The organism is Actinoplanes missouriensis 431, assembly GCF_000284295.1.
GTDB lineage: Bacteria > Actinomycetota > Actinomycetes > Mycobacteriales > Micromonosporaceae > Actinoplanes > Actinoplanes missouriensis.
Genome location: NC_017093.1, coordinates 4,903,142 through 4,923,826 on the forward strand (window position 1 = coordinate 4,903,142; position 20,685 = coordinate 4,923,826).

The 20,685-nt window shown below is 72.9% G+C and carries 18 protein-coding genes; 5 read left to right on the top strand and 13 right to left on the bottom strand.

The genetic code is table 11. The annotated features are described in order from the left end of the window. Positions 1–16: 16 nt before the first annotated feature. From AMIS_RS22995 to AMIS_RS23020, 7 genes are all read right to left on the bottom strand, one after another. Positions 17–328: an STAS domain-containing protein gene (locus AMIS_RS22995; RefSeq protein WP_014444787.1), complete on the bottom strand. Its 312-nt coding sequence runs from the start codon at positions 326–328 to the stop codon at positions 17–19. Next, a complete protein-coding gene (locus AMIS_RS23000; RefSeq protein ID WP_014444788.1) occupies positions 325–4,407 on the bottom strand; it encodes a SpoIIE family protein phosphatase in 4,083 nt (1,360 codons plus the stop codon). Before AMIS_RS23000 ends, AMIS_RS22995 begins: the two co-directional genes overlap by 4 nt. Positions 4,408–4,690: 283 nt before the next feature. Further along, positions 4,691–5,035 carry a hypothetical protein gene (locus AMIS_RS42895; protein WP_157434989.1) on the bottom strand — a complete coding sequence of 115 codons (345 nt, stop codon included), beginning with the start codon at positions 5,033–5,035 and terminating at the stop codon, positions 4,691–4,693. After that, complete coding sequence (locus AMIS_RS23005; RefSeq protein ID WP_014444789.1) at positions 5,032–6,018, bottom strand: alpha/beta hydrolase; 987 nt, start codon at positions 6,016–6,018, stop codon at positions 5,032–5,034. The genes AMIS_RS42895 and AMIS_RS23005 overlap by 4 nt, the downstream gene beginning before the upstream one ends. A 164-nt stretch (positions 6,019–6,182) precedes the next feature. Beyond that, on the bottom strand, positions 6,183–7,169 hold the full coding sequence (locus tag AMIS_RS23010) for a nitronate monooxygenase (RefSeq protein WP_014444790.1): 987 nt from the start codon (positions 7,167–7,169) through the stop codon (positions 6,183–6,185). 141 nt (positions 7,170–7,310) lie between these two features. Beyond that, positions 7,311–8,630 carry an FtsX-like permease family protein gene (locus AMIS_RS23015; protein ID WP_014444791.1) on the bottom strand — a complete coding sequence of 440 codons (1,320 nt, stop codon included), beginning with the start codon at positions 8,628–8,630 and terminating at the stop codon, positions 7,311–7,313. After that, the gene (locus AMIS_RS23020) at positions 8,627–9,373 is read right to left on the bottom strand and encodes an ABC transporter ATP-binding protein (RefSeq protein WP_014444792.1); all 747 of its coding nucleotides are present in this window, start codon (positions 9,371–9,373) and stop codon (positions 8,627–8,629) included. The genes AMIS_RS23015 and AMIS_RS23020 overlap by 4 nt, the downstream gene beginning before the upstream one ends. 103 nt (positions 9,374–9,476) lie before the next feature. Between AMIS_RS23020 and AMIS_RS23025 the strand changes: the two genes are divergently transcribed. From AMIS_RS23025 to AMIS_RS23035, 3 genes are all read left to right on the top strand, one after another. Then, positions 9,477–10,370: a TetR/AcrR family transcriptional regulator C-terminal domain-containing protein gene (locus AMIS_RS23025; protein WP_231859061.1), complete on the top strand. Its 894-nt coding sequence runs from the start codon at positions 9,477–9,479 to the stop codon at positions 10,368–10,370. Positions 10,371–10,528: 158 nt separating this feature from the next. Beyond that, on the top strand, positions 10,529–12,829 hold the full coding sequence (locus AMIS_RS23030) for an endonuclease/exonuclease/phosphatase family protein (protein WP_014444794.1): 2,301 nt from the start codon (positions 10,529–10,531) through the stop codon (positions 12,827–12,829). A 92-nt stretch (positions 12,830–12,921) separates the two neighbouring features. Next, complete coding sequence (locus tag AMIS_RS23035; protein ID WP_014444795.1) at positions 12,922–13,491, top strand: AAA family ATPase; 570 nt, start codon at positions 12,922–12,924, stop codon at positions 13,489–13,491. On the opposite strand, the gene AMIS_RS23040 is transcribed toward AMIS_RS23035, so the two are convergent. Beyond that, positions 13,485–13,895, bottom strand: coding sequence for a DUF6069 family protein (locus AMIS_RS23040; RefSeq protein WP_014444796.1), 411 nt, complete (start codon positions 13,893–13,895; stop codon positions 13,485–13,487). The two genes, AMIS_RS23035 and AMIS_RS23040, sit on opposite strands and share 7 nt — an antisense overlap. Positions 13,896–13,984: 89 nt before the next feature. Here AMIS_RS23040 and AMIS_RS23045 point away from each other — a divergent pair, with 89 nt between their 5' ends. Together AMIS_RS23045 and AMIS_RS23050 are read left to right on the top strand one after the other, a co-directional pair. Next, a complete protein-coding gene (locus AMIS_RS23045) occupies positions 13,985–14,698 on the top strand; it encodes a TetR/AcrR family transcriptional regulator (RefSeq protein WP_014444797.1) in 714 nt (237 codons plus the stop codon). A 102-nt stretch (positions 14,699–14,800) separates the two neighbouring features. Beyond that, positions 14,801–16,234 carry a family 43 glycosylhydrolase gene (locus tag AMIS_RS23050; RefSeq protein ID WP_014444798.1) on the top strand — a complete coding sequence of 478 codons (1,434 nt, stop codon included), beginning with the start codon at positions 14,801–14,803 and terminating at the stop codon, positions 16,232–16,234. Between the two features lie 88 nt (positions 16,235–16,322). Here the strand turns inward: AMIS_RS23050 and AMIS_RS23055 are convergent, their stop codons facing one another. From AMIS_RS23055 to AMIS_RS23075, 5 genes are all read right to left on the bottom strand, one after another. After that, a complete protein-coding gene (locus AMIS_RS23055) occupies positions 16,323–17,705 on the bottom strand; it encodes a family 43 glycosylhydrolase (protein WP_041829997.1) in 1,383 nt (460 codons plus the stop codon). 115 nt (positions 17,706–17,820) lie between these two features. Continuing rightward, the gene (locus tag AMIS_RS23060; RefSeq protein WP_231859062.1) at positions 17,821–18,294 is read right to left on the bottom strand and encodes an NUDIX domain-containing protein; all 474 of its coding nucleotides are present in this window, start codon (positions 18,292–18,294) and stop codon (positions 17,821–17,823) included. 33 nt (positions 18,295–18,327) lie between these two features. Next, positions 18,328–19,695, bottom strand: a complete 1,368-nt coding sequence (gene chrA, locus AMIS_RS23065) for a chromate efflux transporter (protein ID WP_041829998.1) — start codon at positions 19,693–19,695, stop codon at positions 18,328–18,330. A gap of 20 nt (positions 19,696–19,715) precedes the next feature. After that, the gene (locus AMIS_RS23070) at positions 19,716–20,147 is read right to left on the bottom strand and encodes a chromate resistance protein ChrB domain-containing protein (protein WP_014444802.1); all 432 of its coding nucleotides are present in this window, start codon (positions 20,145–20,147) and stop codon (positions 19,716–19,718) included. Then, positions 20,144–20,650, bottom strand: a complete 507-nt coding sequence (locus AMIS_RS23075) for a Chromate resistance protein ChrB (RefSeq protein ID WP_014444803.1) — start codon at positions 20,648–20,650, stop codon at positions 20,144–20,146. Before AMIS_RS23075 ends, AMIS_RS23070 begins: the two co-directional genes overlap by 4 nt. Positions 20,651–20,685 lie beyond the last annotated feature (35 nt).

A 20,685-nucleotide genomic window follows, 5' to 3' on the forward strand; every position in this document is an offset into this window, starting at 1 on the left:
CGACGATACGACAATCTCACCGCGTACCCGACAAGGAAACCGTCGTCACCTCGCCCAGACCTGCCACGTCCAGCAGCGGCGCCAGCAGCGGCCCGGTCACCACCTCGATCCGCTCCGCGTGGCGGAACAGCATCGCCAGCCCCGCGCTGTCCAGGTACTGAACGGCGGTGAGGTCGACCAGCAGTTGCCCGGCGTCGGCCCCCGCGACGCCCTGTTCCAGCGCCGAGGCGAAGGCGTCGGCGTTGCTCATGTCGATCTCCCCGGCTGCGGCGAGAACCGGGGCGCCGTCGGGGCGGTGACCGCTGGTCAGCGTGAGCGCGGTGGTCATGGCACGATCCTCGCCTGCATGTCGATGGTGGTGCCGGCGATGCCGGTGGTGACGGTGACGTGGTGCATGAACGCCTTCATCAGCATGAGGCCCCGTCCACGGTACGGGTTCTCGGCCGGCCGGGGTGCCCGCCACGAGCCGTTGTCCACGACCGTGAGACGCAGGTTCTCGGCGGTGGCGGCGGCCCGGAGCCGGATCTGACCGGCTTTCTCCCGGTGCCCGTGCTCGATCGCGTTGGCGCAGGCCTCCCCCGCGGCGACCAGGACGTTCTGCGTGGTGACCGGGTCGATGCCACAGCGTTCGAGCCAGCCGCGCAGCGCGGTGCGGACCGGGGCGAGCCGGGACGCCTCGGCGGGGAACTCCAGTTCGAGCGGGCCGGGCTGGCGGTAGAGCAGCAGCGCCACGTCGTCGTCGTACCCGGTTTCCGGGGCCAGCCGGGTCATCACCTCGCTGGCCAGGTCTTCGATCGGGGTGCTGCGGCCGAGCCGGACCGCCTCGGTGGCCGCGTCGATCCCAGCGGTCAGCGGCTGCCGCCGGCGTTCCACCAGTCCGTCGGTGTAGAGCAGCAGGGTGGCCCGGGCCGGCATCCGGTACTCGGCCTCGTCGCGGGGCAGCGTGGGCCGGATCGCGAGCGGCCGGGAACGGCCCCGGTCGAGCAGTTCGATGGTCCCGTCGGCGTGCGCGGCGATCGGTGGCGGATGCCCGGCGCTGGAGTAGACGAGGTGCCCGGTCGCCGGGTCGAGGACGCCGCAGAAGACGGTGGCGCAGGCGGCGCCGGGCAGCAGCGCCGCGAACCGGTCGAGGGCGGTCAGCGTGCGGGCCGGCCCGGTGTCCTGCAGCAGCAGGGCTCGGCAGGCGCTGCGGAGCTGGCCCATCACGGTGGCGGCGGGCAGCCCGTGGCCGACGCAGTCACCGACGACGATGCCGATCCGGCCGTCCGGCAGGGTGACCGTGTCGTACCAGTCGCCACCGACCCGCAGCGGCCGGGTGGCCGGCTCGTAGCGGACCGCGAACCCGGCGGGCAGCTGGGCCGGGCCGAGAATGGCCCGTTGCAGGGCGAGCGCGGTCTCCCGCTGCTGGTCGATCTGGTGGACCCGGCGCAGAGCCTGGCCGAGGTGGCCGGCGAGCAGCGCGAGCAGGGTCCGGTCCGGGTCGGTGAAGGGCCGCCGTTCGCCGAGCTCCAGCCAGACGACCATGACGCCGTCCGGGTGTTCCAGGCTGATCCCGGCGTTGCCGCCCGGGGTCAGCGCCGGCCCGTCCCGCAGGGCGGTGATCGCCGCGTGCGGCAGCGACTCCCAGGTCACGGCGGGGTCGGTGGCGACGACTCGGGGGTCGGTCGCGCCGTCGAAGATGACGGCGGACGCCGAGTCCAGGTTCCACAGGTCGCGCATCTCGTCGAGCGCCCCGGCGAGCGCGCCTCGCACGTCGTCGGCCCGGGACAGGCGCAGGCTCAGCGAGGCCACCGCGCTCTCCCGCTGGATGGCGTAGTGCTCGTCGGTGACGTCCCGGAACGTCCCGACGATCACCTTGCGGCCGGTCTCCGGGTCGCGGACCTGGCTGAACGCCGCCGCCACCCACAGCCGGTGCCCGTCGGCGTGGTCGACCGGAATCGTGTAGGTGCCGTGCTGGTCGTGGACCAGCATCGCGAACGCGTCGGCCACCTGCCGGTACGCGTCGGCGTCCGCCACCGGGTCCGGCCACCACGGGTGCACGGCGTGGTAGGGCAACCCGTCCGGCCCGTACCCCAGGGTGTCCGCGAACGCGGCGTTGACCTCGATGACCGCGCCGTCCTCGTCGCAGACGAAGAAGGCCTCCTGCAGTGACTCGACGAGCGCGGTCCGCCAGCGGGAATGGTGGTTGCGCAGGCGCGCCAGCTCGACGTTGGCGCGGACCCGGGCCAGCAGCTCGGCCGCCGAGAACGGCTTGAACAGGTAGTCGTCGGCGCCCGCGTCCAGGCCCTCGATCGCGGCTTCCTGACCGGCCCGCGCGGAGAGCAGCAGCACCGGCACCCCGGCGGTGCGTCCCTCCGCGCGCAGCGCGGCGACCAGCTGCAGCCCGTCCATCTCGGGCATCATCACGTCGCTGACCACCAGGTCGGGCACGTCTGCCCGGGCGGCGTCGAGGGCCTGCCGGCCGTCGGCGACAGCGGTGACCCGGTGCCCGGCGGAGCGCAGCAGCCGGACCAGGTAGTCGCGCATGTCGGCGTTGTCGTCGGCGACCAGCACGCTCGCGGTGTCGCCGCCGACCGGGCCGGGGGCGTCGGCGGGCAGGTCGGCGTCGGACGGCAGCCAGCGCAGCGCCTCCTGCACGAACGGGTCGGCGGTGGCGGAGACGGCTGCCGCGTCGCCGGCGGCCGGCACGACCGAGCCGGCCGGCAGGTGAGCCGGTCCGAACGGGAGCCGGATGGTGAACGTGGTGCCCCGGTCCGGCGTGCTCTGCGCCTCGACCGTCCCGCCGTGCAGCAGGACCAGCTCCTTGACCAGGGCGAGCCCGATGCCGCTGCCCTCGTTGGAGCGGGACCGGGCGTTCTCGATGCGATGGAAGCGTTCGAAGAGCCGGGCCATCTCCTCCGGCGGCACGCCCACGCCGGTGTCCGCGATCGTGACGACGGCCTGGTCGCCGTCGGCCCGCACGGTGACCCGGACCCCACCGTCGAAGGTGAACTTGAGGGCGTTGCTGAGCAGGTTGAGGACGACCTTCTCCCACATGCCCCGGTCGACGTAGACGTCACCGGGCAGCGGCGGGCAGTCCACCTCGTAGCTGAGCCCGGCGCGTTCCACCGCGGACCGGAAGACGCTGGCGAGCTCGGCGGTGGTGGCGGCGAGGTCGACCGGTTCATAGCGGGCCTGCATCCGCCCGGCCTCCAGCCGGGAGAAGTCGAGCAGCGCGTTGACCAGCTTGCCGAGGCGCAGCCCGTTGCGCCACATCACGTCGAGTTCTTCGCGGTCGCCGGCCTCCGCACGGGCGCGCAGCTCGTCGAGCGGCCCCATGATCAGCGTGAGCGGGGTACGGAACTCGTGGCTGATGTTGGAGAAGAAGGTGGTCTTCGCGCGGTCCAGTTCGGCCAGTTCCTCGGCCCGGCGCTGCTGTGCCTGGTAGCTGCGGGCGCTGGCGATCCCGGCGGCGACGTGCCCGGCGGTCAGGTCGAGGAAGCCGCGGTACTGCTCGTCCAGGGCGCGGTACCGGTTCAGGCCCGCGACCAGGAAGCCGTAGGGCGCGCCGCCCTGCCGCGGCAGGGGCACGAGCAGCGCCTGCGACGGCGGTTCCGCCCAGTCGCCCGCGGGCAGGCCGGCGCCGGTCAGGTCGGTGCCGGCCGGATCTGAGCCGGCCAGATCGATCAGCGCCGGCTCGGGCCGGCCCGGCCAGATCCCGTCCGGCTCGGCGACCATCGGCGCGGCCGGGTGCCCGGCCGGGATCCCGGTCGACGACGCGAGCCGGGCGGTGCCGTCCTCGGCGTACAGATAGGTGAGCGTGAACGGCAGGTCCTTGAGGTTCTTGCCGAGCTGCTGGGCGGTGAACGTCAGCATCTCCTGCTCGGTGCGGACCACGCTCGGGTCGGAGCCGAGGTCACGCAGCGTGGCCATCCGCCGCTCACCGATCACCCGGTCGGTGTCCTCGCTGACCACGCAGAGCATCCCGACGAGCGCGCCGTCGTCGTCGCGCAGCGGACTGTAGGAGAAGGTGTGATACGTCTCCTCGGAGTAGCCGGACCGTTCCAGGAAGAGCAGCAGCCCCTCGTCCCAGGTCGCCTCGCCGGTGCGCAGCACGTTCTCGATCCGGGGTCCGATGTCGCCCCAGATCTCCTTCCACACCTCGTTCGCCGGGCGGCCGAGCGCCCACGGATATTTCCGCCCGAGGGTGTCGCGCCGGTAGGCCGCGTTGCAGAAGAACGTCAGCTCCGGCCCCCACGCCATCCACATCGGGAAGCGGGAGGACAGCAGGATGCTCACCGCGGTGCGCAGGCTCTGCGGCCACCGCTCCGGGTCGCCGAGCGGCGTCCGGTCCCAGTCCATCGCGGCCAGGTCCCGGCCCACATCCCCACCCGCAGCGAAGACATCCGCCGCAGCCGTACCGCTCATGAGCCCACGTTCTCCCCGCATCGCGCCGATCGGGCCGCCCGACCTCACATCAACCGGCCCGCACACAACGTAGCCGACAAGCCGGAGTCCGGCTCACGCACGTTCGAAGGACTTCGCCCCGATCACCCCTTTCAAAACATCGATCCGGTACGCGTTCGCGTCTCCCCAGCCGCACACCCGCCGTCACCGGCAGTCCGGCGACCGGCCAGGCGGTGGTCCGGCGGTCACCCCGCTTCCGGCGGCCCGGCGGGGCCGCGCTCGGGCCCCTGTCACCCCAACCGGTTCACCCAGAGCCACGCGCGGAGGTAGCCGTACTCGCTGCCGCTGTAGACGTAGTGCCAGGCCGGCGACGGCGCGACGACCGGCCCGAGCTCGTCGATGATCGCCTTGGCGGCACCGGGTCGCCGGGCAGGGCCCGCTGGACCGCCCGCTCGACGGCCTCGGCGGCCAGCCCGGTCCGATAGCGGAAGGCGCGGGCCTGGTCCGGCGTGGTGTTCGCCGCGGACGGCCCGGTGGCGGGCCTCCCGCTCGTACGGGTCCTGCGGCGGCAGGCCTCCACGAACGCGGGGTGGTCCGGGATCGGGCCGCGGAACATCGCGTGGAACAGGTAGCGCGCCAGACTCGTCACCGCGCGATGATATTCGCTTCCATCACATCGATGACGTCCGCCGCGGCCACCGTGAACGGCTCGCCCAGACAGCCGTGCGCGGCGCTCGGCTCCAGGTGCTCGGTCACCGCGACGCCGGCCGCCCGCAGGCTCGCCGTGAACGCCTCGCCGGAGCTGCGCAGGGTGTCGTGCTCGCAGTTCACGATCAGGGCCGGCGGCAGGCCGGTCAGGTCGCCGTTGGCCGGGAACGCGTACGGGTCGTCGAGGTCCTCGGCGTAGTGCCGGCTCATCGCGGCGACCCAGCCCGGCGAGAAGTAGACGGCGGCCCGGTTGTCCCGGATCGCGGCGAGCCGGGCCGGCTCCCAGCGCGGCAGCTCGGCGTGCACGCAGGGATAGATGAGCGCCAGCTTCGCGGGCGGCTGCCCGGCGCCGTCGCGCAGCCGTTTCGCCACCCCGGCCGCCAGGTTCGCGCCGGCGCTGGCCCCGCCGAGGCAGAGCCGCTCGGGCGGCACGCCGAGCAGGTCCGCGTTCGCCACCGCCCAGGTCCAGCCGGTGAGCACGTCGTCCGAGCCGGCCGGGTACCGCACCCCGTGCAGCGCCTTGCGGTAGTCCAGGGTCAGCACCGGGATCCCGCGCGCGGCCAGGGCCAGCCCGACGAAGTGCGCCTCGGCCATGGTCAGGGACCCGCTGACGAACGCGCCGCCGTGCACCCAGACGAACCCGGGACCCTGCTCCTGCCGGGTGCCGCGGTAGAGCCGGGCCGGGACACCCGCCGACACGTCGGTCACGGTCACCGCGGCGAGCTGCGGGAACCTCTCGAACAGCTCGGCGTCGGTCGGCCCGGTCTCCGGCAGGTCACCGGCGATCTCCAGCATCCGCACGTAGTCCGGCACCGGCGGCAGCTCCCCGCCGGCCGCCCGCGCCAGCAGCGCCCGGCGCAGCGGCCGGGGCAGCTTGCCGAGCCCTTTCATCGCGTACCCAAGCACAGTCCCGGTGGCCGTCATGGGTACCCAAGCTAGACCCTGCCGCGCCCGACCGCCGCGACGACAGGCCCGCCCGTCACCCACCCGGCACGGGTCACCCGGCTAGGCAAGTCACCCGGCTAGGCAAGTCACCCGGCGAGGCAAGTCACCCGGCGAGGCCAGTCGGCCGGGGGCGGCCAGCGGGGTCAGCCGGCGAGGTGTCCGATCAGGTCGGCGACCGGTCCGGTCCGTACACTGCGGAATCCGGTCCCGGCCCACAGGCTGAGCGCTCCGGCGTCGCCCTTCTCCGCCGCCGCGGCCCGGATCGGCGCGGTCAGATGGTGCACCGCCGGGTACCCGACCGGCGCCGCCGCCGTGTGCTCCTCGATGAACCGGTTGCGCAGCCCGCGTGCCGGCTGCCCGGTGAACGCCCTGGTCACCACGGTCTCGGTGAACTCGCCGGAGAGCATCGCGGCCCGCTGCGCCGGCCGGGTGCCGGCCTCGTCGGCGAGCAGGAACGCGGTCCCGCACTGGACCGCGGCCGCCCCGGCGGTCAGCAGCGCGTGCACGTCCCCGGGGCGGCCGACGCCACCGGCCGCGACCACCGGCAGGTCGGTCACGGCGAGCACCTCGGCGAGGACGTCCACCGCCGTGCTCGCGCCCGCGTATCCGCCCGGGTCGGTGGTGGAGGCGTGGCCGCCGGCGGTCCCGCCCTGCGCGATCAGCACGTCCGGCCCGGCGGCGAGGGCGGCCCGCGCCTCCCGTGCCGAGGTCACCGTGATCAGCACGGTCGACCCGGCGTCGTGCAGCGCCCGGACCACCGACGGATCGGGCACCCCGAAAGTGAAGCTCACCAGCGGAACCCGGTACGTCACCGCGAGCTCCACCTTCGCCGCGAAGTGGTCGTCGTCGTCCAGGCGCAGCGGGGGCAGGTCCACCCCGTACCGTTCGGCCTCGCTCGACAGCCGCCGCCGGTACGCCTCGATCGGCGCCGGGTCGGCGGGCGGTGGCGCCGGCACGAAGATGTTCAGCCCGTGCGCGATGGTCGCCACCGCGCGCAGCTCGCCCTCCACCGCGTCCGGCGTCTTGTACCCGGCGGCCAGGAACCCGAGCGCCCCGGCCCGGTCGGCCGCCGCGACGAGCGCGACGGTGCTGGGCCCACCCGCCATCGGCGCCACGATCACTTCCCGCATGCCGCGACCCTACAACCGCACGCCCGCACCAGCGTGCGCAGTCGAGGCACGCTCCACGCGGCGGAACACCCCTGCGTGTGGAGTTCGGGCGCGCTGCGCACCTCGACTCCACACGCGATCGGGTGGCCGGCCGGCGCCGGCTCAGGCTCGCACCGCCGCCGTGGCCGGGCCGCGGACCGCGCGCCGGGTGGTGCCGATCATCGCCGCGCCGGTGAGGACCAGCGCCACTGTCACCACCAGCAGATACGCGGCCGGTCCGGTCTCCGGCCACACCCGGTCGATCCGGGCCGCCCCGAACGGCAGGATGGTGAAGAGCGACGCGACCGACCCGGCCGCCACCCCGGTGACCGTGATCAGCAGCCCTTCCAGCGAGACCATCGTGAGCAGCTGCCCGCGGGTGGCGCCGGCCAGCCGGTGCTGCCCGAACTCGCGCCGCCGGTCCGTGGTGGCCGCGACAAGCGTGTTCACCAGCATCACCGCCACGAACAGCGCGATCATGCCGACCACCACGTAGTTCAGGGTCTGGATGTCCTGCGCGTACGCGGGCTGCGCCTGACCGGCCGACGCCTCGTCCTCGACCGCCTGCATGTAGACGGTGCCGGTGGCGATCCCGGTGAACACCACGACCGGCATCACGGCGGCGGCCAGCTGCCGGGCGCGGCTGCGGGCGGCCGTGACCGCGAGCTCTCCGGCGGCGCCGCCGAGGGCCCGCAGCGGGGCGCCGAGCACGGCGGCGGTCAGGCGCAGCAGTTCCGGGGCGAGCAGGGCCAGCCCGATCGACGCCCAGATCCCGGCCTGCCCGGCGGTCTGCATCGCGTCGATGCCCTTGCCGTCCATGAGGGTGGCGGTCAGCACCGCGCAGTTCGCGCCGGCCAGCAGGAACAGCGTGGCGCCGATTCGGCGCAGGCGAGGCCGGGGCGGTCGGGCGGCGGCGTTCCGTCCGCTACGGCGGGCCGCCGCGACCGCCGCGACGAGGCTGCCGAGCAGCGTGACGCCGAACCCGATGCCCAGCGCGACCGGGCCGAACGCCGCGTCGACCCCGGCGGCGACCTGGCCGGTGTCGCGGAGCAGGCCGACCAGGACCCGGCCGAGGAGCAGCCCGACCGGCATGGCCACCGTGGCGGCGAGCAGCGCCACGGCCACCGCCTCACCGATGATCATGCGGCGGAGTTGCGGCCCGGTGGCGCCGAGCCGGCGCAGCAGCGCGACGTGGCCGGCCCGCTGCCGTGCGGCCAGCGACAGGGTGGAGGTCACCGCGAACGCCACGATGACCAGGCACCAGCCGCCGCCGATGCTCGCCGTGGTGGTCAGCGACTCGGCCCCGGCCGTGTCCGCGCCGTCCGCGGTGTCGATCAGGGACCCGAAACCCATCAGCAGGGCGGCGCCGAGGAACGCGGAGAGGAAGGTGGCGGCGAACCCGCCGGGGCGGTGCCGCAGGTTGCGCAGCGCGACGGCGATCATGCGGCCGCTCCGCTCACACGGGCGGCGGTGTCGCCGAGGTGGGCGAGGCGTTCGGCGACCGCGTCGGCGGTGGGCGCGGTCATCGAGCCGGCCAGCCTGCCGTCGGCGAGGAAGAGCACCGCGTCCGCGTACGACGCGGCGACCGGGTCGTGGGTGACCATGACGACGGTCCGGCCGTGCTCGTGCACGACGGCGCGCAGCAGGAGCAGCACGTCCCGGGCGCTGCGCAGGTCGAGCGCGCCGGTCGGCTCGTCGGCGAAGATCACCGCGGGCTCGGCGACCAGGGCCCGGGCGACCGCGACCCGCTGGCGCTGGCCGCCGGAGAGCTTCTCCGGCAGGTCGTCCACCCGGTCGCCGAGGCCGAGCCGGTCCAGGACGGCCCGGCAGCGGCGGCGGTCGGCGCGACGGCCGGCGAGGCGCAGCGGCAGCACCACGTTCTGCAGCACGGTCAGCGACGGCAGCAGGTTGTAGTCCTGGAAGACGAAGCCGACCCGGTCGCGCCGGAACTTCGTGATCGCGGTGTCGGTGGTGGCGATCAGTTCGGCGCCGCCGAGGAACACCCGGCCCCCGGTGGGCCGGTCCAGCCCGGCGGCGCACTGCAGCAGGGTGCTCTTGCCGGAGCCGGAGGGCCCCATCACCGCGGTGAAGGTGCCGCCGGCGAAGGCCGCGCTCACCCCGTCGAGCGCGGTCACCGATCCGTCGTAGGTCTTGGAGAGGTCTTCGACACGAACCGCTTCAGTCATGCGTACACCGTATGAGTGCACTACATGCCCAGTCAGTAGTGCTAGCACCCCATCTTGACTAGTGCACCGACACCGGGTGCACTAGAGCACTATGGACGTACCGGTGTTCCGCAGAATCGCCGCAGGCCTCGCCGAGCGGATCGCCTCCGGCGACCTGCCGCCCGGCGCGAAGGTCCCGTCGACCCGGCAGCTCATGGCCGAGCACGGGATCGCGATGGCCACCGCCACCAAGGTGATCTCCACATTGCGCACCCAGGGTCTGGTGGAGACCCGGACCGGCCTCGGCACGGTCGTCGCCGGCGTGCCCCGCTCGGCCGGCGCGCCGATCGACCGGGACCGCGTGGTGCGCACCGCGGTGGCGATCGCCGACGCCGAGGGCCTCGGCGGCCTCTCCATGCGCCGCCTCGCCGGCGAGCTGCGGATGCCGACCATGTCGCTGTACCGCTACGTCGCCGACAAGGAGGAGCTGGTCCTGCTGATGATCGACCGGGTGATGGGCGCCAGCCCGCCACCGGCCGGCCTCTCGCCCGAGCGGGACGGCTGGCGGGCCTGCGTCGAGGCGCTCGCCCGGCTGCAGTGGGCGCTGTACCGCCGGCACGTCTGGCTGGCCCCGGCGATCTCGTTCACCCGCCCGCTGCTCGCGCCGCACGCGATCGCGCACACCGAGTGGGTGATGCGCGCGATCGACGGGCACGGCCTGGACCCGGTCACCCAGTTCCGTACGGCCGTGATGATCGCCAACTACGTGCGCGGCACCGCGGTGAACCTGGAGGACGAGGCGCAGGCCGAGCAGGACACCGGGATGACCGACCGGCAGTGGATGGCCGCGCAGCAGGAACGGTTCGCCGCGGTGCTCTCCACCGGCCGCCTGCCGATGTTCGCCCGGTTCCTGGCGGTCGGCGACGACGAGTTCGACCTGGACATCCTCCTCGAGTTCGGCCTCCAGCGGCTCCTCGACGGGCTGGAGCCGCTGCTGACCGGCCCCGGCGAGGAGTAGGCACGGACGGGGTCGCCCGACCGGCCGCCGCGCCGCCGTCGGACGAGCACAACCTTGCGGCGGATCATCGCGGCGAACGCGGCTGCCCGGCGATACCGTTCCCGGCTTATCGGCACGAGGCTGAGTTCTAGTCGGAAACCGCCTCGAAAAGGACCCCTATGCGAAAACCCCGTCGTGGATTCGTGTTCACCGCCGCCGTCGCCACCGGCATCACCGCCGTGGTCGCCGGCATGGTCGGACAGGACTCGCCCGCCGGTGCCGCGACCGGCGAGCTGAGCGTGATGAGCTGGAACATCCAGGGCAAGAACCTGACCGGTGCCGAGATGTCCGAGACCGACAAGTCGGTGGTCGGCGTGATCCGGGCCTCCGGCGCCGAGTACGTCGGCCTCCAGGAGGTCTCCGGCGACCAGGCCAAGGCCATCGCCGCGAAACTCGGCTGGGGGACGAGCCGGGATCACGTGCTCACCCAGCACGAGCACGGCACGGTCGGCCAGTTCCGTGAGGGCATCGCGATGCTCAGCAAGAACCCGATGAGCGAGATGACCAACGTGACGCTCAACCCGGAGGGCCGCGGCCGGCACGTCCAGTACGCGCGGATCGTCAAGGACGGCCGCCCGTACTACGTCTTCAACACCCACCTCGCCTCGGACGACTGGACCTCCAAGACGTCCACGGCGTACCGGCCGGGCGCCGACGACGACGAGCGGCGCACGAAGCAGGCCGAGTTCATCAAGGGCCAGGTCGACAAGGTCAGGCAGCGGGTCGGCGACCCCAACGCGGTGTACGTGGTCGGCGGCGACTTCAACTCCCGCGCCGTGACCACCCTGCCCAAGGGCGAGGCCTACAAGGTCTTCGCGAACTCCATGCGGGACACCTGGCTGCACCAGCATCCGGGTGCGGCCCGCGCCGACTGCGAGCCGAAGCCGGTGGCGGAGTGCGGGAACACCGTCTCGATCCGCAGCGGGGACCAGAAGAGGGCACAGAACCCGACGATCCGCATCGACTACCTCTTCGTCGACCGGGCGCACGAGTCGCTGATCCGGTCGACCGCCACACCGGAGCCGTCGAACCCGGTGGAGACCGAGTACATGAGGTACTCCGATCACTACCCGGTCCGTGCCGTGTTCGGGCCGGCGCCCCAGGCGTCGCAGCAGCGCCCGGTGGCAGCGTTCACCGCGAGCCGTCTCACCGGCGCCGGCAACCGGGTGACGCTCGACGGCAGCGGCTCGCGCGACCCGGACGGCTCGATCACCGGCTGGAAGTGGACCGCCGGCGGGACCACGCTGCCGCTCACCGGGCCGAAGGGCCAGGTCTCGCTCGGCGCCGGGACCAGCAAGGTTGTGACGCTCACGGTCACCGACAACACCGGGCTCACCGGACAGACCAGCCGGACCGTCGCGCTCCCGAACCGGCAGCCGGCCATCGGGGCGTACACACCGAACGGGGTTGTCGTGCCGAGCACGCGACCCACGCTGACCGCGGCCGGAAGCGACCCGGACGGCGACCCGCTCACCTACCGCTACCGGGTGACCGGCCCCTCGGTGGATCTCAGCTCGGGCGCCGCGGGCGGCTCGTGGACGGTGCCGGCCCACAAGCTCGACCCGGGTACGCGCTACACGTGGGAGGTCACCGCGACCGACCCGGCCGGCGCCTCGGACAAGCGGACCGGCAGCTTCACCGTCGCGATGCTGCCCACCTCCGCGGACGTGATCGCCACCTCGACCGGCAAGGGGTACTGGACCGTCGACACGACCGGCGACGTGCGGGCGTTCGGTGACGCCCAGCAGCACGGCAGCCTGCGCGACGCCGGGGTGAAGGTGCAGAACGTGGTCGGCCTGGTGCGGACGCCGGACTCCGGCGGCTACTGGATCGTCGGCGCGGACGGCGGCGTCTACGCGTTCGGCAACGCGCCGTTCCACGGCTCGATGGGCGGCAAGCCGCTCAACAAGCCGGTCGTCGGCATGGCGGCGACCAAGGACGGCGGCGGGTACTGGCTGGTGGCCGCGGACGGCGGGGTGTTCGCGTTCGGCAACGCCGGCTTCCACGGCTCGATGGGCGGCAAGCCGCTGAACGGCGCGGTCGTGGCGATCGCGCCCACCCCGTCCGGCGCCGGGTACTGGCTGGCGGCCAGGGACGGCGGGGTGTTCGCGTTCGGGGACGCGCCGTTCCACGGCTCGATGGGCGGCAAGCCGCTGAACCGGCCGGTCGTGGACATGGACGCCACACCCGACGGCCGGGGCTACTGGATGACCGCCGAGGACGGCGGGGTGTTCGCGTTCGGCAACGCCGGCTTCCACGGCTCGATGGCCGGCAAGCCGCTCAACGGGCACATCACCGGCATGTCGGTGCGGCCGACCGCGCAGGGCTACTGGCTGACCGGCTGCGACGGCGGGATCTTCGCCTTCGGCGACGCGCCGTTCTACGGCGCCGCGCCGGTGCACCAGTGCCGCGGCATCTGATCTGATCGGTCACCGCTCCCCGGCGATCGCCGGGGAGCGGCGCCGTGCCCGGTGGTGCGAACCTGACAGTGACCCGACCGACAGGAGGACCCGTGCCACCTCTGCTGCTGGTGATCCGCGGGAACAGCGGGAGCGGCAAGACCACCACCGCCCGCGAGGTCCGCCGCCGGTACGGCCGTGGCTGCGCCCTCATCGAGCAGGACCACGTCCGCCGCGTGGTCCTGCGCGAGCACGGCGGCGGCGGCGCCGACCGGGTCGCGCCGGATCTGATCACCGCGATGGCCCGGACCGCCCTGGCCGGGGGCTACCACGTCATCGTCGAGGGCATCCTGCACACCGGGCAGTACGGCGACCCGCTCCGGACGCTGATCGCCGCGCATCCCGGCCCGGCCGCCTGCTTCTACCTGGACGTGACGTTCGAGGAGACGCTCCGCCGGCACCGCGGCCGCGCGGAGCCGATCCCGGTCGGCCCGGAGACGATGCGCGGCTGGTACTCCCCCGGCGACCTGCTCGGCGTCCCCGGCGAGGTGGTGATCCCCGAGGAGACCGGCTTCGAGAACGCCGTGACGACGATCCTGCACGCGAGCGGCCTCGCCGGCGCCGCGCCGGCGTCACCGTGCCCGGCCCGGTGCGAGCGCTGCCGGGAGAAGGCGGCCTACTGACGGCGCCGGAACGCCACCACCAGCACCACCGCCGGCAGGATGTGCAACGGGATCAGCGCAAGCGCCGCGCCCGTCGTCAGCCCTTCCCAGTCGGCATCGCCGGCGCGGAGCAGATTGAGGGGGCCGGCGAGGCTCACCGCGGCCACACCGAACGCGATGATCGGGAACGCCCTTGCCGACCACCGCCGCACGATCAGATAGGCGACCACCCCGGCGAGCGACGACAGCAGCGTGAAGAAGGCGATCGCGCCGGGCGTGAGCGGCAGGAACGCCTCGTCGACGCCGAGCGCGGCCCGCAGCGCGAGCCCCACCGCGACGTTGAGCACCACGGCCACGGCGGTCGCCACCAGACCCTGGACCACAACCCGGCCAGTACGAACCGGAGCAATCTCGGAGACAGTCATCGCACACTCCTTCGAAAGTGAGTACACCGTACGCAGATGTAAACTACCCAACTAGGTACGGTGTACGCAACTAGCCGAGGAGAACCACTGTGAGCGACCGCCCCGGCAGGCCCCGCGTCGTCGCGCCGCAGACCCGCGCCAGCCGCGGCCCCGCGCCGGGCTTCACCCGCGCCCAGGTCGCCGAGGTCGCCGTGCGGATCGCCGACGAGCAGGGCATGGCCGCCGTGTCGATGCGCAAGGTCGCGGCCGCCCTCGGCACCGGAGCGATGAGCCTCTACCGCTACGTCGACAACAAGGACTCGCTCTGCGCGCTGATGCTCGATCACATCCACGGCGAGGTGGTCCTGCCGGAGCGCACCGGCGACTGGCGTACCGACCTGCGCGCGGTCGCCCACCACCTGCGCGACGCCCAGCGCAAGCACCCGTGGCTGGCCCGGATCCCGGCGGGCCGTCCCGCCATGGGCCCCAACATGATCCAGATCTTCGAGTACGCGATGGGCATCCTGGACGGTCTGGGTCTGAGCATCGAGGACATGCTCGGCACGTTCTCACTGATCTCCAGCTGGGTCACCGGTTTCACCCAGGAGGAGTTCGCCGAGGCCGAGGCCCGCCGCAACATGGGCGTCGACGAGGCGGAGTGGGAGCGGCGGATGACGACCGCCCTGGAGTCGCTGCTCAGCAGCGGCGACTACCCGTACTTCGCCCGCGTGGCGCAGGCCGGCGCCGACCACGACTTCGACACCCGTTTCGAGCGCGGCATCGACCGCATCCTGGCGGGCGTGGAGGCCACCCTTCCGGGTTAGCGCTCACAAACTATTTGCCGAAGACTTCTTGACGCGGCAACACATCGACGGGCATGTTAGCGATCACACCCCGCGATCCCCCGCGCCTAAGGAAGTCAATCCATGGCTCTCCGCCGCCGATCCGCGCTGCTGCTGGCCCTGCTCGTCCTGCTGCTGGCCGGCTCCGCCGTCCCCGCCTCCGCCCAGTTCATCTCGGTGCGCAACCCGGTCGTCTCCCAGCGGGCCGACACCGCGATCTACAAGCACACCGACGGCTACTACTACATGACCGCCTCGGTGCCCGACTACAAGCGCGTCGAGCTGCGCCGCGCGACCACCCTCCAGGGCCTCGGGTCCGCCGCCACCACGAACGCGTTCGTCGCCCCGTCCAGCGGCGCGCTCAGCGGCTGGATCTGGGCGCCGGACATCCAGTACATCGACGGCGCCTGGTACATGTACTTCTCCGCGTCGCCGGGCACCGCCCGCTTCGACCAGCGGCTGTACTGGATCCGCAACACCAGCGCCAACCCGATGACCGGCTCCTGGAGCGCGCCGCAGCGGTTCAACACCGGCTGGGAGTCGTTCCAGCTCGACGCCGCCGTCTTCGTCAACCGCGGGGTCCGCTACTTCGCGTGGGCGCAGGACAGCCCGTCGACGAACTTCAACAGCCACATGTACATCGCCCGGATGAACGGCGCCACCGCCATCACCGGGTCCGCCGTGGAGATCGCCCGGCCGACGTACGCCTGGGAGAAGGAAGGTGTCGCCGGCGTCGTGGAGGGCCCGTCGCCGCTGGTCAAGAACGGGCGGGTCTACATCGCGTACTCCGCCTCGGCGACCGACTCCCGCTACAAGCTGGGCCTGCTCTCCTCGTGGGACACCGCCGACCTGCTCAACCCGGCGTCCTGGTACAAGCATCCGAACCCGGTATTCCAGACCGCGAACGGCGTCTACGGTCCCGGTCACGGCAGCTTCACCGTCGCCGAGGACGGCGTCACCGACATGCTGGTCTACCACGCCCGCGACTACGCCACCCCGAACCCGGACGCGCTGACCGACCCGAACCGGCACACCCGCATGCAGCAACTGCTCTGGCGGGAGAACGGCGACCCGTTCTTCGGCCAGCCGATCCCCAGCACCGTCACGAATCCCGGCATCCGCGGCCAGTTCAGCAACAGGTGCGTCGACAACTACAACCGGGACACCACGCTCGGCGCGCTGGTCCGCCTCTACGACTGCAACGGCGGCACCGCCCAGCAGTGGGAGCTGAACTACAAGGCAGGGACGTACTACGAGATCCGCAACCGCAACACCGGCACCTGCCTCGACGACCTGAACTTCAGCACCGCCGCGAACGCCGACGTCGGCCTTTACACCTGCAACGGCTCCACCGCCCAGCAGTGGATCGTCCAGGACCGCGGCAGCGGCTGGTTCTCGCTGCGCAACGTCGCCGGCAACATGTGCCTCGACAACTACGAGTGGAACGCCGCCAACGGCGCCCGCCTCTCCCTCTACACCTGCAACGGGACCGGCGCCCAGCTCTGGCGTCTGGGCTGACGATCACAAACCTTCCCGGGTACGGGTGAGAAGCTCCCGTGACCGTGCGGCCGCCCCCACCGCACGGTCACGGGCCTCCCGGCATGCGTCAGGCGATGTCGATGGCGTCGATCTCGGCGAAGTTGGCGCCCTTGCCGTACCCGATGGTGTTGTCTCCTGCCCTCAGGGTCACGGTCCGCTCGCTGATCCGCCAGTTGTCCCAGCCGGTGACGGGGTAGTCCACGGTGCCGGCCGGGACGCCGTTCACGGACAGGGTGTGCCCGGCCGCGCCGCCGTCGGAGCCGTTGGCGTAGCGGGTGTAGAGCCGGTACTCCCCGGCGCGGGGCACGAAGACGGTGAAGGTGACCCGGCTGTCCGCGAAGTCGATGCCGCCGACGACCGCGCCGTTGCTGGCCCCGCCGGCCGCGTACCGCGCGTTGGCGCGGGTGAAGTCGGCGTCCTCGGCCTCGTACCGGATCTTCGCGCCCTCCACGATGGGCCGGCTGCCCCGCCAGTCCAGGCGCTGCGAGTACATCGCGCGATAGGTGAAGCCGGAGTTCCAGCCGTGGAAGACGATCCGGTCCCGGCCGTCCGGGCCGGTCACGACGTCCTGGCCGCCGGGGCCGCGCACGGTCCCCGCGAACGCGTCGGTGGTCATCAACGGCGTCGAAGCCTTCGTGTACGGGCCACGCAGGCTCGCCGACGTCGCATAGCTGCTCACATAGCTGCCGTCGCCGAAGAAGTTCGCCGAATAGAAGAGCACGTAGGCGCCTCCGCGCTTGACGAGCGTCGGCGCCTCGACGAGCGTCCCCTCGAAGGGCTTGTTCTGTTTGATCAACGAGGTCTCGGCGCCGACCCGGCGCAGCCCGTCCGCGCTGACCTGCTGCAGGCGCAGCCAGGTGTCCTGGGCGCAGCAGTTGCCGTCGTTCTTCCACAGGATGTATCGGCGGCCGTTTTCGGTGTACGAGGAGGCGTCGATGGCCCCGCCGATCTCCGGGGTGCAGACCAGCGCGGTGTCCCGGGGAACGAACGGGCCGCCCGGCGCTGTCGCGGTGGCGGCGCCGATGCACTGCTTGCCGGACGCCCGGTCGTGCGCCGTGTACCACATGACGAAGCTCCGCGGCCCGGTGGCGAACACCTCCGGCGCCCAGACGCCGTGGTCACCGGGCCCGCCCGGCGGGAAGGACCAGTCCGGGTCGGCCCAGGCGCCCAGTGCGGGCAGGGCGTCACTCCCCTGCACCGTCCAGGTGACCAGGTCGGTGGAGGTGGCCCACTGGATGTTCCGGCCGTCGCTGTTGGTGGCGTAGGCGTAGTACGTGCGACCGGCTTTCATCACGTCCGGGTCGGCGAAGTTCTGATCGATGACCGGGCCTGCGACCACCGCCGCGGACGGCGTGGTGGTGGCGGTGAGCAGGCCGGCGGCGAGGACGAGGGTGGCGCTGACCGCGGTCACGAGCCGCACCGAGCCGAGCCGGACACGAGACAGGATCATGAGATCTCCTCGGGGTCGGGATCGTCCCATCATGGTCATCTTCCGGGATCCGATGTCAAGGGACGCCTGTCGATCCCGCCGCCGGGCGCCCCGCGACTCGCAGGGGCCCGGCGTGTCACGCCACCGGGAATCCGTTCTCCAGATAGACCGCCGTGTTCTCCGCGCGGGCCCGCACGGCCGCGCCGATCCGCCGGGCCAACAGGCCGGAGAGCCGCTCGGCGGCCTCCGGTTCGGTGCACCAGGCCCAGCCGCGCAGCTCCTCGGCGGGCACCCGGATCCGCGCGGCCTGCTCCGGCGTGAGCGTGCCGCCGTCGAAAAGCATCATCACGCCCTCGGTGCGCCCCGGCCGCGGCGGCACCCAGTCGGTCACCAGCAGCCGGCCGGGCCGCAGTGACAGGCCGAGCTCCTCGTCGAGCTCCCGCGCCACCGCCGTCAGCGGCGACTCGTCGGCCTCCACCGCCCCGCCCGGGATCTCCCAGTCGTCCTTGTAGGCCGGCTCGACCAGCAGCACCCGGCCCCGGTCGTCGGTCAGCAGCGCGCCGGCGCCCATCCGCTTGCGCGCCAGGGTCGCGGTGTAGTCAACGGTCACCGGCACAGGTTAGGCCCGTCTCGCCGGCGCCGGTCAGATGCCGGGGAGCCCGGCGAGCCCGGCGAGCAGGCCGATCAGCGCCGACACGCCGAGCACCCGCAGCACCGGCCACTTCGCCCTGAAGATCAGCAGAGCGGCGATGACCGCGATGGCGAGCGGGGTCCACCGTACGGTGTCCCACTGCGGCACCTGCAGACCGAGCGGCCCGGCCGTGACCGTGGTGAACAGGGTGTGCACGGCGAAGTAGAGGCCCAGGTTCGCGATCACGCCGACCACCGCCGCGGTGATGCCGGTGAGCGCCGCCGACAGCGCGTGGTTGCCGCGCAGCCGTTCCACATAGGGGGCGCCGAGCAGGATGAACAGGAAGCACGGCACGAACGTCACCCATGTGGTCAGCAGCGAGGCGAGCACACCGGCCACCCACGGGTCCAGGGTGCCGGGCTGATGGAAGGCCCCGAGGAACGCCACGAACTGCACCACCATGATCAGCGGCCCGGGTGTCGACTCGGCCAGGGCCAGGCCGCGGATCATGTCACCGGCGGACAGCCACGCGTAGTGCTCGACCGCCCGCTGCGCGACGAAGGCGAGGACGGCGTACGCGCCGCCGAAGGTGACCACGGCGGTGCCGGAGAAGAACAGCCCCTGCTGGGTGAAGACGCTGCCGGCTCCGGTGGTGGCCGCGAAGAGCGCAACCGGCAGGAACCAGGCGGCCAGCCCGATCACCAGGATCATCGTGGTGCGCCGGGCCGACGGCCGGTCGTGGTGCAGAGCGTCGTCGGGAACCAGCGGCTGCGGCCCGCCGTCACCACCGCCCCCGTGGCCGCCGGCACCGGTGACCAGGTGCGGCCGCCACCGGTGCAGCAGCCATCCGGCGATCGCGGCCACGGCGACGACCAGCGGGAACGGCACCGCAAACACGGCGAGGGCGAGGAATGCGGCCACCGCGAAGCCGACCAGGACCCGGCTGGTCAGGGCCCGTGACCCGACCCGCCAGACCGCCTGCGCGACGATCGCCACCACGGCCGGCGCGAGCCCGGCGAAGAGCGCGGTCACCACGGTGGTGTCCCCGAAACCGACGTAGACCGCCGACAGCGCCAGCAGCACGACCATGCCGGGCAGCACGAACAGGGTGCCCGCGATCAGGCCGCCGCGCACGCCGTTGAGCAGCCAGCCGACGTAGATAGCCAGCTGCTGAGCCTCCGGGCCGGGCAGCAGCATGCAGTAGTTCAGCGCGTGCAGGAACCGGCGCTGCCCGATCCAGCGGCGCTCGTCGACCAGGTGCCGCTGCATCACCGCGATCTGCCCGGCCGGCCCGCCGAAGGTCTGCAGCGAGATCAGGAACCAGGCCCGCACCGCGTCCCGCAGCGGCACCACGTCACCGGTCGTGCCGGTCGTCGTCATCGGTCTCCCCGGATGGTCGTTCACGCGGGCGGGCGGTCCAGCAGCAGCGCGCGCCGCTGGTACTCGTAGAGGCCGTCGAAGATCGGGCCGGTCAGCTCCAGGGTGCGCGCGTCGTCGCAGACCATCGACAGCCCGCGCAGGATCACGTCGAGGCCGGGCGCCTCCGGCGCGTCGAAGCGCTCGTCGTCGATGTCGGCCTCGTGCACGATCTCGGCGATCCTCCACAGCACCGGGTCGTGCAGGTCGTAGCGGCGCAAAATGGTCTCGAACGTGCAGTCGCCGCCGTGATGCCCGAGCTCGACCCCGCGCATGTCGAACGGGGTGGCGCCGGCCGGGACCGCCGACGGGTCGGCCACGAAGACGAACTGCGCCTGCGGATCGATGTGCCGGCGGATCAGCCAGGCGCACGCGGCCCGGTCGATGTGCACGCCGGTGCGGGTCGCCCACCTCACGACGGCTCCCCGAGGACGTCGGCGACCTCGGCATCGGCCAGCGCCCGCACCGCCGCCCGGGCGGCCTCGCGCTCGCGCGGCGGGAAGAAGTCGCGGCGCCCGATACGATGCAACTCGCTGCGCAGCCGGCGCACCGCCCGCGTCCGCTCCGGCTCGGCGCCGGTCCGGGCCGCCGCCGCCTCGTCGATCACCACCTGGTACTCGGCGGCGCGCGCCTCCCGCATCGCCGCGGCGATCTGCTGCTCCTGGGCCATGGTGGACGGCGCGGCCAGCCACACCGTCGCCGTGCCCCCGGCCTCGACGACCTCCTCGGCGGTCCAGTCGAACTGCTCCCGGGTCCGCGCGTCCGCCGGCAACGCCACCAGCCCGTCGCCGAGCCGCGCCACACCGAGGCGCTCGAGCTTGCGCCACACCGCGATCCGCGGGCGCGACGGCTCCCGCGGCATCCGGTACGCCAGCAACACCCAGCGCCCCGGCCCGTCGTCACCCGCGACAGTCCCCATGACCGACCACCTCCCGGCAGGGCCATGTAACCATG